At 64.6% G+C, this 10,816-nt stretch carries 13 protein-coding genes; 7 read left to right on the top strand and 6 right to left on the bottom strand.

The window, feature by feature from the left end:
* Nucleotides 1–54 precede the first annotated feature (54 nt).
* The 4 genes from LJ754_RS13665 to nhaA all read left to right on the top strand — a co-directional run bounded on the left by LJ754_RS13665 (nucleotide 55) and on the right by nhaA (nucleotide 3,154).
* Nucleotides 55–747, top strand: coding sequence for a hypothetical protein (locus LJ754_RS13665; protein WP_227926998.1), 693 nt, complete (start codon nucleotides 55–57; stop codon nucleotides 745–747).
* Nucleotides 748–857: 110 nt separating this feature from the next.
* On the top strand, nucleotides 858–1,361 hold the full coding sequence (locus tag LJ754_RS13660) for a DUF2505 domain-containing protein (RefSeq protein WP_227914167.1): 504 nt from the start codon (nucleotides 858–860) through the stop codon (nucleotides 1,359–1,361).
* Between the two features lie 8 nt (nucleotides 1,362–1,369).
* On the top strand, nucleotides 1,370–1,591 hold the full coding sequence (locus LJ754_RS13655; protein WP_227914166.1) for an SCO4848 family membrane protein: 222 nt from the start codon (nucleotides 1,370–1,372) through the stop codon (nucleotides 1,589–1,591).
* A 204-nt stretch (nucleotides 1,592–1,795) separates the two neighbouring features.
* Nucleotides 1,796–3,154, top strand: a complete 1,359-nt coding sequence (gene nhaA, locus LJ754_RS13650; RefSeq protein WP_227926997.1) for a Na+/H+ antiporter NhaA — start codon at nucleotides 1,796–1,798, stop codon at nucleotides 3,152–3,154.
* On the opposite strand, the gene LJ754_RS13645 is transcribed toward nhaA, so the two are convergent.
* The 5 genes from LJ754_RS13645 to LJ754_RS13625 form a co-directional block, all read right to left on the bottom strand.
* Nucleotides 3,151–3,768 carry a hypothetical protein gene (locus LJ754_RS13645; protein WP_227926996.1) on the bottom strand — a complete coding sequence of 206 codons (618 nt, stop codon included), beginning with the start codon at nucleotides 3,766–3,768 and terminating at the stop codon, nucleotides 3,151–3,153. The genes nhaA and LJ754_RS13645 overlap by 4 nt on opposite strands.
* The gene (locus tag LJ754_RS13640; protein ID WP_227926995.1) at nucleotides 3,765–4,730 is read right to left on the bottom strand and encodes a hypothetical protein; all 966 of its coding nucleotides are present in this window, start codon (nucleotides 4,728–4,730) and stop codon (nucleotides 3,765–3,767) included. The genes LJ754_RS13645 and LJ754_RS13640 overlap by 4 nt, the downstream gene beginning before the upstream one ends.
* Complete coding sequence (locus tag LJ754_RS13635; protein WP_227914162.1) at nucleotides 4,730–5,446, bottom strand: signal peptidase I; 717 nt, start codon at nucleotides 5,444–5,446, stop codon at nucleotides 4,730–4,732. Before LJ754_RS13635 ends, LJ754_RS13640 begins: the two co-directional genes overlap by 1 nt.
* 56 nt (nucleotides 5,447–5,502) lie before the next feature.
* Nucleotides 5,503–6,057, bottom strand: coding sequence for a SipW-dependent-type signal peptide-containing protein (locus LJ754_RS13630; protein ID WP_227926994.1), 555 nt, complete (start codon nucleotides 6,055–6,057; stop codon nucleotides 5,503–5,505).
* Nucleotides 6,058–6,137: 80 nt separating this feature from the next.
* Nucleotides 6,138–6,653: an alternate-type signal peptide domain-containing protein gene (locus tag LJ754_RS13625; protein WP_227914160.1), complete on the bottom strand. Its 516-nt coding sequence runs from the start codon at nucleotides 6,651–6,653 to the stop codon at nucleotides 6,138–6,140.
* Nucleotides 6,654–6,867: 214 nt separating this feature from the next.
* Here LJ754_RS13625 and LJ754_RS13620 point away from each other — a divergent pair, with 214 nt between their 5' ends.
* Nucleotides 6,868–7,347: a VanZ family protein gene (locus tag LJ754_RS13620; RefSeq protein WP_227914159.1), complete on the top strand. Its 480-nt coding sequence runs from the start codon at nucleotides 6,868–6,870 to the stop codon at nucleotides 7,345–7,347.
* 269 nt (nucleotides 7,348–7,616) lie between these two features.
* Nucleotides 7,617–8,039 carry a hypothetical protein gene (locus tag LJ754_RS13615; RefSeq protein ID WP_227926993.1) on the top strand — a complete coding sequence of 141 codons (423 nt, stop codon included), beginning with the start codon at nucleotides 7,617–7,619 and terminating at the stop codon, nucleotides 8,037–8,039.
* A 61-nt stretch (nucleotides 8,040–8,100) separates the two neighbouring features.
* On the opposite strand, the gene LJ754_RS13610 is transcribed toward LJ754_RS13615, so the two are convergent.
* Complete coding sequence (locus tag LJ754_RS13610) at nucleotides 8,101–8,922, bottom strand: response regulator transcription factor (RefSeq protein WP_227914157.1); 822 nt, start codon at nucleotides 8,920–8,922, stop codon at nucleotides 8,101–8,103.
* Between the two features lie 237 nt (nucleotides 8,923–9,159).
* Between LJ754_RS13610 and LJ754_RS16980 the strand changes: the two genes are divergently transcribed.
* On the top strand, nucleotides 9,160–10,734 hold the full coding sequence (locus LJ754_RS16980; RefSeq protein WP_227926992.1) for a sensor histidine kinase: 1,575 nt from the start codon (nucleotides 9,160–9,162) through the stop codon (nucleotides 10,732–10,734).
* Nucleotides 10,735–10,816 lie beyond the last annotated feature (82 nt).

Below are 10,816 nucleotides of genomic sequence, written 5' to 3'. Positions count from 1 at the left end.
CTTCCTTTCCGGCAGCTGGCCTTGCGGCTGCCTTCACCAACGGAGGATTGCCCCATGACACGCAAAGCACCGGCACGCAAAGCGCCCTTCCGGGCTATCGGGTTGGCGGTACTCACCCTCGCACTTGGCGCCTGCGCCGGCACCAACGGCGACGGCGGGGGCACCGCCACCGGCAGCTCGACCTCCTCGGCATCGGATGCGTCGTCCTGCTCCACCATCTCCCCCAACAGCCCCGGCGAAGAGAACTGCCAGGCGGCAGGGATCCCGGGAAGCACAGCTGCCAATGAACGCTGCACCGGAACCCCGGCCGCATCCCCGACCGACGGACTGAACGAAGGAACCTTCGGCCCGTACTGCGAAAACGCGGTCGCCATCAGCTACAACGCGGGCCTGATTCCGGACGACGCCGAGGGCATCGTGACCGTCACCGAGACCAATGCGGACACCACCGTGGAACTGACCGCCCAGGGCTTCTCCCCGGACATGACCTTCACCGCGCAACTGCACGAGCGCGCCTGCGGAGCGGACCCTGCCGATGCCGGCGGGTTGGTCCAGAATCCGCAGGACAGTACCGGCGGCAACGGACTGGCCGTGGACTTCACCACGGACTCCTCCGGCAATGCCACGGCCACCGGTACGGTGCCGTGGGTCCTGCCGGGCAGCGGCGGCGGCCACTCCCTGCTGATCTTCGAGGCGGGCGGCAGCGAAAACGGCGAAGCAGCCGGCTGCCTGACCCTCGCTCAGTAGGGGGGCCGTTTACAGGCCGGCTGCGGGTCCGGTTTAGGATGAGGGTTGGCCGGTAGGCGGGCGTGCCCGCAGTTATTCAGCCGGCGTTCGCACCCACCTCTGGAGGACCCATGGCCCTGAACGCAACAACCATCCTGCCCTACGACGTCGCCACCGTGACGGACGCCTTCGCCAACGAGGACTTCCTGCGCAGCATCAGCGAACACGTGGGCGGCTCCCTGGTCTCGGCCACCGTGGAGGGCGACACGGCAGGTGCCTTTGTCCTGACAGCAGTGCGCACCATGCCGACCGACCGCCTCCCGGATATCGCCAAGAAGTTCGTTGGCGCTACCCTGACCGTCACCCAGAAGGAACAGTGGGCCGCACCGGGCGCGGACGGCACCCGCGAAGCCGCTGTTGAACTGTCCGTGGGCGGCGTTCCGCTTAAGGTGACGGCCGTACAGCGCCTGGTCACAGTGGCCGAAGGCACCCGGGTGGACGTCGACGGCAACGTCGGTTCCTCCATTCCGTTCCTCGGCGACAAAATCGCCAAGGCCGCCGAACCCATGATCGGCAAGGCGCTCACCATCCAGGCAGGCCAGGCCGGCAAGTGGATCGAAAGCCGGAAGGGCTAAGCATCTCCATGAGCCTTCCCACGCCCCTGGCCCTCGTCCTGATCGTCGCCGGCCTGTGGTCCATCCTGGTCTGGCCCTCCTTCCTCAAGGACGTACTGAAATCTCCGCAGGCCCGAGATGAAAACGGCGCCGCCACCCGGTACATGACGGTGAACCTCATGAAGATCAGCTCCGCCATGGTCTTCGGCCTGGCCACCATAGTGATCGGCATCCGGGCACTGGCCGGTTGATCTTCCGGCTGCTTCTCCGCAACGCCCCGGCAGGGATTCCTTCCGGGGCGTTGCGCTGTTCCCGGATCGTTGAAGACCCCCGGAGTCCGCTGCAGGGGCTTCCGGGACACCCGCCAACGTAGAACCGGGTAGACTGGTTCACGGTGCGCCGGGAAGTCTGGTCGGCAATTGTTTGCCGTACCCGAATCCGTTAGGAACCTTTTGATGGCCTCTGAGTCACCCAAGCCCCGCAGCCCCCGTACCGTCCTGAGCCGGGGCAGCTACGGCGAAGCACAGCGCATCGGCGAAATCCTTAGAAAAGAAACCGTAGGCGGCATCCTGCTGCTCGTCGCCACGGTTGCCGCCCTGATCTGGGCAAACTCCCCCGTTGCCGACAGCTATTTTGCCGTCCGAGACTTTGAAATCGGATATGAGCCCTGGCACCTCAAGCTCAGCATCGGCGCCTGGGCCGCGGACGGACTGCTGGCTATCTTCTTCTTCCTCGTGGGACTTGAACTCAAGAAAGAATTCGTCGCCGGCGACCTGCGGGACATCCGGCAGGCCATTGTGCCTATTGCCGCGGCGCTGGGCGGCGTGGTGGTCCCCGCCTTGATCTACGTTGCGGTAAACGTGCTCGCCGGCTCGGACGGGCTGCGCGGCTGGGCCATTCCGACGGCCACGGACATTGCCTTTGCGCTAGCCGTGCTTGCCGTGATCAGCTCCCACCTGCCCAGTGCCCTGCGGATTTTCCTCCTCACACTGGCCGTGGTGGATGACCTGATTGCCATCACCATCATTGCCTTCTTCTACTCCGATGACGTGCATCTGGGCTACCTGCTCTGGATGTTCCTGCCGCTGGCGGCCTTCACGCTGCTGGTCCAGCGCCTCCCCAGGTTCTTCGGCACGCGGACCTGGCCCGCTTGGGTGATCCTGCTGCCGCTGGCCGTGGTTACGTGGGCTCTGATGCATGCCTCCGGCGTACACGCCACCGTTGCCGGTGTCCTGCTCGGTTTCGCCGTCCCTGTGCTGCGCCGCGGACCGGACCGCAGGAAGCTGCCGGCCAACCCCGAGCTGCCGGGGCTTTCAGAGATCTTCGAACACCGCTTCCGCCCCATTTCCACCGGTTTCGCCGTGCCGTTGTTCGCTTTCTTCTCCGCCGGCGTCGCGCTGGGCGGATTCGACGGCCTGGGCCGCGCCCTGACAGACCCGGTGGCCATCGGCATTATCGTGGCGCTCGTCCTGGGTAAACCGCTGGGCATCCTGGCCACCACCTGGGGCATCACCGCCGGCACCAAGGCGAAACTGGACCCGGACCTGCGCTGGGTCGACCTGCTGGGCATCGGAGTTCTCGGCGGGATCGGCTTCACTGTGTCACTGCTGGTCAACGACCTCAGTTTCGCGGTGGGCAGTTCACACAACGACGACGCGAAGGTGGGTATCCTTGCCGCATCCCTGCTCGCCGCGCTGCTGGCATCAATCCTTCTGACCGCACGCAACCGGCGCTACCGCGCGATCGAGGAACAAGAGCGGCTGGACGCGGACAATGACGGTGTCCCGGATGTGTACGAAGGACGCGAGGATTAGCGGCAGCCGAACTCCGCGTACGGACCCAGCCAGCTGTTCTTGGTGGTGTAAGACATCGTTGTGGGCCACATCTGTACCCGCTCGGACGCAAAGGAAATGTCCGGCTCCTGAACCTGGATGACGCCCGAGACCGGACTCTTAGGAAGGGCCGTTCGAAGGCTCACCGCCATCGGCTGAGTCCTGCCGTTGGTCGTGCCGAGCGCCGAACGCAGCCCTTGCAGCTCTGAGGGGTTCACGGTCAGCTGCTGCCGCGGCACAGCGTAGGACTTACTGGCTGCACCCACCGTGAAGGTCAGGACGTATGCGGCATCCGTTTCCAGACCGGCCGCCGGTGACCATGAGATTTTGCCCGATTCGGTGCACCATGGCGCCGGCGGTTTTACGACATTGGGCATCGGTGTCACGGTAATGGTGGCCGCAGTGGATGCACTCCAGTAGGCATATGCTGCGGTTCCGCCGAGTCCAAGCACCACCGTCAGGAGAAACGCGACGGCGGCGGTACGGAACCCCGGCAGCCGCCGCAGCCGGCCGAACCGGCCGGTGTCGACACGGGGGGCCATCACCTGGTCCCGCTCCCGGTTCTCCGCAGCCCCCTGCTGCGCCTTGGTACTCATTGGCTCCTGCTTCGTAGACGGACACCTGCCGCGGCGAAGAATGCCACCGACAGTACTATCAGGAGCGTACCCGAGAGTGACCGGATGATGGGTTCAACGGTGCTCTGGAAACCCGCCGGCGCCGCGTCCGTAAGCCTGCCCGCTTCTGCCGGCGCCACGTTGGCGTTGAAATTCGGTGTGCTGCCCGGTACCTGTCCCGGCTCACCTGCGGCCGCGGGAAAGCCGGCCATTGCAGCAGCGCCCGGGGTGTTCTGTCCGGCCTGGAACAGGGCAGCGATCCGCCCGGTGCGGTTTGGTGTCGGTGCGACCCCATCGGTGCCGGTGACGCCGTTGCCGCCGGTTCCCGTTCCGGGTGTTCCGTTGTCCGTCCCGCCGCCGCTGGCGGGGATTTCCGGGTTCCCCGCCGAACCATCCAAGGCCTCGCAGGCATCCGGGCCGGTCCCCGGGATGTCCGTGGACTGCAGATAGAACACCAGGTCGAACGCTGCGCTGCGGTTACGGGCGGCATTGGGCGCCTCGATGGAAAGGTCCGCCGTGAGCTGCACGCGTACGTCCTCTCCGGGGGCAAGTTCCCACCCCTGATAAAGGGAGGTGCACGCTCCGGCATCGCCAAGCAGCACCGGATTACCGCCAATACCGTCTGCTGATGCGCTGACCGAAAGCAGGCCCGCCAATTCGGGGTCCAGGATCGGCCTGACGGCGCCCGCCGAGAGATGGGCCGGTCCGTCCCCGTTGTTGCGGATCCAAATGGACCCCGCGGTTGAGCTGCCCGGAACCAGCCGGATGCCCTGGTCAAAAACAGGGGTCGCCAGTGTCGGTGCAAAGGAGGTGCCGTCTGTACTGAAGGCCAGGTAATCACCGGCCGCAGTCGCAGCCGGCATGCCCGTAAGGGCGACGGCTGCGGCGGCGCTGGCGACCACACCCATAGTGAGCCAGCGCTTCGCCGGCCAGGAAACAGGCATTAGACGGCTACGGGCTTCCGGTGGCTGCGCAGGTGCTGGCGTGAGCTGCCGTGGGTGCAGTGCTCGCACTCTTCCAGTACCGGATCGTCCTCCATGTCGTCCCTGTCCAGGGACAGCGTGCCAAAAATCGGATTCGATTCCGAAGCCGGCCCGGCTCCGTCGGAGTCATTGCCCGGCTCGCCGCTGCCGGCGTCACCCGTCTCCCCGTCCTCACGCCTCTTGGCCAGCGCACCGCGGACCATGGTAACCACGCCGTAGCCGAGTAGTGCGACGGCGCCCCACTGCAGGGCGGCCCCGCGGTCCGAGTTGCCGAGGGCGTTGGCAGCGAAGCCAACGAACGGGACCGCGTAAAAGAGCTTGCCGCGCACCTGGATTTCGCGCACCGGGTTCTCGTCCGCAACGTCATTGTTGTCGCCCTGGGTGATCAGGGTCCGCGCGCCGTCCTGGGCCGTGCCCACGGAAACGATGCGGTGTGTGATGACGGCCGGATCGTTGGATTCGATCTGGTAGGTGATCACGTCGCCCACGCGCAGTTCCTCGAACGGAACGGGCTTGACCACCAGAAAGGTGCCGGGTGCGTAATGCGGGGCCATGGAACTGGTCAGGACGCTGTAAGTCTGCGATCCGGTCACCAGTGGGACAACTACCAGGACCAACGCGATCAGCGCGGTGGCGCACAGGGCAAGGTAGCTCAGGCCGGTTCCGATGAAACTCAACGGACTGGCAGGCTTTTCTGCTGTTCTGCGGCCACTTGACATGGTTTTCCTATCCATCACTTAGCTGTCGGCGCAAGCTGCGCCACGCTGAGGTTTACGGGGATGCTGACCGGAGTGCCCAGAAGACGTGCCGGTGTGCTGGTGCTAAGGGCGATCTTGAAACAAAGAGTCTGGGTCGCTCCGGTACCTAGCGTCTGGAGCTGCGGGGTGCCGGGCGGAACATCCAGAGGTGCGGAACATGTCTGACCTGCCTTCAGGACGCGGGCGGTCACCGTGAGGTTGCCCTCGAGCAGGGTGCCCGGGGCGGGCAGCCCAACGGCCGGCTGAAGCACCAGCGGCGACCCCGGCTGCACGTTGACCGCGTTGGTTACCCGCACGGACTGGTAAGCGGATGTTCCGCGCTTCAACTCCCCGGGATTCAGCGCCAGCGCGGGTGTGTCGGCCATGTTGGCGTCGTTCAGCAGGACGTTGAAATCTGCGGCCTGAATAGTTCCGGCGTTCACTTCCACCGATGCATTCCACAGGGCGTAGCTGCCCTGGACCGTCATAAGACCGAGCACCACAGCGGCCAGGACCAGGCCGGCAGCTTTCAATGCTCGAAGACTCTTCACGGTTTATTTCCTCCAGGGATTGGGCTGTGTGCGGCACTCCGCGCACAGCCCGGACTTGAACAAGGGGTGGAGAAGGGGTGCTAGCTGACGACCTGGGTCAGGGTGAAGCCGACCTTGTTCAGGGCGAGCGTCATGTTTGCGTCGGCGCGTCCCTCGGTCTTCGGGTTGAAGATGAAGGTGCCCTTGGCGGTAATAACGCCTGAGTTGTCCTTGGTGAGCAGCGCCGGGTCTACGGCCTTGCCGTTCTGCGTGTAGGTCACGGTGGGCATCGCGCTGCCGGTGAACCTGTTGACTGCTGCGACGTTGCTCATTTCAAGCTTGGCCTTGAGCTGGTCACCGGTGAGCGTGACGTTGATGTCCTGCGTGAAGACCAGAACATCGCCGGGCACTGCGCGGTAGGTGGCGATGTCGATGGGCGCACCGGCCGCGGTGCTCCAGGTGCCCGTCTTCGTGGTACCGAGGTTCAGGTCGCCGGCAGTGATGGTTCCGGGAGCAACGTCCGCTGCCGCGTTCCAGGTAGCCAGCGTTCCGCCGCCGCCGAGCAGCATGGCCGCTCCGATGCCGATTGCCAGTGCACCCTTGGTCATGCTCTTCATCGTTATCCCTTTGTTCGAAAGTCTTTGGCCCCGGAATGTTTTCCTGCCGCTGGGATAAGTCTGCTGCCCGGCCCTCAAGAATCGACGGGCGCTTGGCGCAGGGTTGCGGCAACATTGGGGCAATGCTCAAGCGCCGCACAAGGTAGTCTCAACATCGACTCAAACCGGTGCCGCGACCACCGGAAACCGTAGCGTTCTTCCGGCCGGAGGACCCATGCCCCGTCACGACAAACCCATGAGCCGCCCGCCGGGCGCTTCCATACGCGCACGCGGGGCCGCCGCCGTCGTGCTGGTGGTCTACTTGGTGTTGCTGGGTGCGGCAGTGTTCTGGCCTTCGCCTATCGACCGGCCAGCCGCCGCCTTCCTGCAGGACACCGCACTGCGCCTGTATGAGCTCGGACTTCCGCCATGGTTCGACTACGCCCGTCTTGAATGGTCCGCCAACGTGGCCCTGTTCATCCCGTTCGGCCTGCTTGCCGGGCTTATCCTTCCGCGCAGATATGTGTGGCTGGCAGGAGTGTGCGGTATTGCGGCGTCCATTGGCATCGAGACAGCTCAGTCGGTGTTTCTTCCCCTGCGCTATGCGACGGTCAATGACGTGGCGGCGAATTCGATAGGCGCCGTATTCGGCGCGGGCCTGGCCTATTTGCTGCATGCCCGGCCCCGGGCGCGGCGGCGGGCACCGTTTTCCTAAGGGCAATTAAAGATGCCCTTACCGGCGAAATTCAGCGGGAACAATTGCAACTGAAATATTGCCACGATCTTGAGCGTTGCGGGCACCCGTTCCTGAGCTTGGAATGCCACTGTTGGTGTTGGCCCGGGAAGTGTCCGAGCCGGCACCGATCCAGGATCCATAACCTCGACGAGCCCCCACTCGAAGGATATTTTTTGTACTTCACTGCCCCGCAGCGGAGCCAGCCCGCAGAAGCGGGTATGCCTCCGACCGCACCAGCATTCCCGGCCATGAGCCGGCATCCCGGCCTGCCGGCCGCAGCGCGGTCGGTGATGCCTGAACTCCCCCACCGGATGATCGCGCTGGCCACCCTGCTGGATTTGAGCGAGCAAATGGGAGCACGCACCTGCCGGCAGTACATCGGCAACTACATTTCCATGTGGGACGGACGTTTCGCCCGTCTGGTGGGGGCCGCAGAAACGAAGGATCTCGAGGCCGCCATGGATGTGGTCCTGAGCATCAAGATCTCCAGCCACATGGCCGGCGCGGAACGGCTCTCAGCCTTGGCCGCGGAGGCCCAAGCGGCCGTGGCGGCCTACGATTTTCCGGCACTGGACAGCATGGTCGAAGCCATCGGCCGGTGCGGCGCAGACACCATGGCGTTCCTCACCGATTCCCTGGGCCCGGCACGGCAGGACCGGTTCCAGGGCTGAAGAAGTGAAAACCCCCGGCACGCCATGCGTGCCGGGGGTTTCGTAATTCCTGGGGGACGGGTTAGGAAGCCGGGGTAAGCCGGTAGCCTACACCGCGCACCGTCTCGAGCCACCGCGGAGACTTGGAGTCGTCGCCGAGCTTGCGGCGCAGGTTCCCCACGTGGACCTCGATGGTGCGCTCGTCGGCGTCGCTGATGAACGACCCGGTGTCATATTCCTCGCCGCGCAGGCGCCGGACCAGATCAGTCTTCGTCCGCACGAGGCGGCCGCCTTCCAGCAGTGCATGCAGCAGGTCGAATTCGGTCCGGGTCAGTTCCACGGCCTGCCCGTTGATCTCCGTGGTGCGCGTGCCCGGGTCGAGTGTGAGGCCGTTGTGCCCGAATGCGCCCGGGGCAGCAGCCGCCTGCGGGGCCTGGACCGCTGCAGAAGCCGCGGCCGGCATTGGATGCGCGGCGCCGTCGTCGCCGGCCGGCACGCCGGACCCGGCGCCCTCGCCTTCCGAAGCGGATTCGCCGCGGGGACGGCGGAGCATTGCCGAGATGCGCGCGCGCAGCTCACGGGGGCGGAACGGCTTGGTGATGTAGTCATCGGCACCGGCTTCAAGGCCCATCAGGGTGTCGAGCTCTTCGGCGCGGGCCGTGAGCATCACAATGTAGGCGTCGCTGAACAGGCGCAGTTGGCGGATCACTTCGAATCCGTCGATATCCGGCAGGCCCAGGTCCAGGGTCACCACAGTGGGATTGTGAAGGCGGACCATCTCCACGCCCTCGGAGCCGTTAGGGGCCGTGTAGACCTTAAACCCCGACTGCTGCAGAACTGCGTTGAGAAGATCGCGGATATCTGCGTCATCTTCGACGATGACCGCTACGCGCTGTATTTCCATGCCTGTTTATTTTCCTGTCCAGCGAGACTTCGGATTGTCCGCTCCCCTTGCTCGGTATCTTACAGGAGCACCCCTATAATCTGAGCTACCACTATCGGAATCCGGGGGTTCCACTTTTATATGTCCAGTCTCGAAGGCCGCATAGCAGCCCTTTTGGGTTTCAAAACGCAGTTGTACGAACTCAATCTCCGGAGGCGGCTGCTAATCAGCCAACTGCCCCTGGTTATTTCGGTTGCCGTGGCGCTTCCCATCGCGGCACTGGTGGACCCGGGTCTTTTTGGCAATACGGCCTTTCAATTCGGTCTGGTTCTGCTGGTTTTCCTTACGGCCGCGTGTGTGGCGATACCGTGGGAACGCCACCGGCCCCTGGCTTATTGGATCATTCCCGTGCTCGATTTCGCAGTAGTGGGCGGCCTGTACTACGACGGCCGCACCTCGGTCATCGGACTGAGTTTCCTGTCGATTTTCCCGGTTTTCTGGATGGCATGGTCCGGTTTGGCTCCACGCACGGCGGGGTTGCTGAGCTACGCCTGCACCACTTTGGTGCTGTGGGCGCCGCTGGTGACCACAGGAGCCTCGTCGCCCCGGGAACTGGCGGCACCCATGCTCATTCCGATCATCATGATGGGCACTTCAATGGTGGTTTCCACCGTTGAGCGCGATGGAAAAGTCCATCGCGCACGCCTGATGGAGGCGGAAGCACAGCTGCAGGGAAGCCTGCAGGAGACCCGTGTCCGTTCACAACTCCTGGACGGAGTGCTGGAGACCGTGGACGTGGGCGTGATGGCACTCGACGCCAAGGGCCGCACCATCCTGATGAACAGCCGGCAGCGAAGCAACCATGCCCTGGCCAACTTGGATGCCGGCTCGCCCGACGGCGAGAACGACCTCATCTTCGGCCTGGACCAGGTAACCCGACTGCCCCATGCGCAGCGCCCCACGCAGCGGGCACTGCGCGAAGAATCCTTCTCCGACGTTATTGTGTGGGTGGGCGCCGGTGAACGCCAACGTGCCTTGGCGGTATGTTCACGGTCCCTGCGCGACAACGGTGAATTCTCCGGATCGGTCCTGGCCTACAGCGATGTCACCGACATGGTCAACGCCCTCAATGCCAAGGAAGACTTCGTGTCCAGCGTGTCGCACGAACTGCGCACGCCCCTGACATCGATCATCGGCTACCTCGACCTGGTCCTCGAGGACCTGGAGCCCGCGGCGGTCCCGGACCATATCCAAAGTGCACTGCAGGTGGCCCAGCGCAACGCCGAACGCCTGCTGCTTTTGGTGGCCGACCTGCTGACCACCGCTTCCGGAACCATGCACCTGCACCGCAGGGACACCGACGTCGCCGAACTGGTCCGGGCGAGCCTGGACAGCGCCAGACGCCGGGCCGAGGCAGTAGATGTGGCCCTGAAGTGTGATTGCGAGCCGGGCCTGGAAGCCACGGTGGACCCGGACCGGATTTCCCAGGTGCTGGACAACCTCCTCTCCAACGCCATCAAGTACTCCCCCGACGGCGGCACAGTCACGGTCCGCTCCCGCCGGGCGGAGGGGAACCTTCTCCTGGAGGTCCAGGACAACGGCATTGGCATGAGCGAGTCGGACCAGCGGGACGTGTTCACGAAGTTCTTCCGGACCGGGCAGGTCAAAAAGGCCGCGATCCCCGGGGTGGGCCTCGGACTGGTCATTACCAAATCCATTGTGGAAGCCCACGGGGGACGGATTTCCTTCGTTTCAGAACTGGGCAGGGGCACTACGTTTCGGGTCGAGATTCCCGTGCACACGGCCGCGGATATCCCATTGCCTGTTTACTAACCGGGCCACACCCTCACCGGCGCCAGACAGGGCCGGTACTCAGCTTCCGCACGCCCGCTACTTGGATTCTGCCGTGTGGATA

Origin of the sequence: Arthrobacter sp. zg-Y40 (assembly GCF_020731535.1) — a bacterium.
In the GTDB taxonomy this organism is placed as follows: domain Bacteria; phylum Actinomycetota; class Actinomycetes; order Actinomycetales; family Micrococcaceae; genus Arthrobacter_B.
Note: the sequence above shows the minus strand (reverse complement) of the source record. Positions and strands in the feature narration are given on the sequence as shown.

Excerpts from the sequence above, each read along its gene's own strand:
- LJ754_RS13665 (WP_227926998.1), top strand. The coding sequence starts at position 55 with ATGACACGCAAAGCACCGGCACGCAAAGCGCCCTTCCGGGCTATCGGG.
- LJ754_RS13660 (WP_227914167.1), top strand. The coding sequence starts at position 858 with ATGGCCCTGAACGCAACAACCATCCTGCCCTACGACGTCGCCACCGTG.
- LJ754_RS13655 (WP_227914166.1), top strand. The coding sequence starts at position 1,370 with ATGAGCCTTCCCACGCCCCTGGCCCTCGTCCTGATCGTCGCCGGCCTG.
- nhaA (WP_227926997.1), top strand. The coding sequence starts at position 1,796 with ATGGCCTCTGAGTCACCCAAGCCCCGCAGCCCCCGTACCGTCCTGAGC.
- LJ754_RS13645 (WP_227926996.1), bottom strand. The coding sequence starts at position 3,768 with ATGAGTACCAAGGCGCAGCAGGGGGCTGCGGAGAACCGGGAGCGGGAC.
- LJ754_RS13640 (WP_227926995.1), bottom strand. The coding sequence starts at position 4,730 with ATGCCTGTTTCCTGGCCGGCGAAGCGCTGGCTCACTATGGGTGTGGTC.
- LJ754_RS13625 (WP_227914160.1), bottom strand. The coding sequence starts at position 6,653 with ATGAAGAGCATGACCAAGGGTGCACTGGCAATCGGCATCGGAGCGGCC.
- LJ754_RS13620 (WP_227914159.1), top strand. The coding sequence starts at position 6,868 with ATGCCCCGTCACGACAAACCCATGAGCCGCCCGCCGGGCGCTTCCATA.
- LJ754_RS13615 (WP_227926993.1), top strand. The coding sequence starts at position 7,617 with ATGAGCCGGCATCCCGGCCTGCCGGCCGCAGCGCGGTCGGTGATGCCT.
- LJ754_RS13610 (WP_227914157.1), bottom strand. The coding sequence starts at position 8,922 with ATGGAAATACAGCGCGTAGCGGTCATCGTCGAAGATGACGCAGATATC.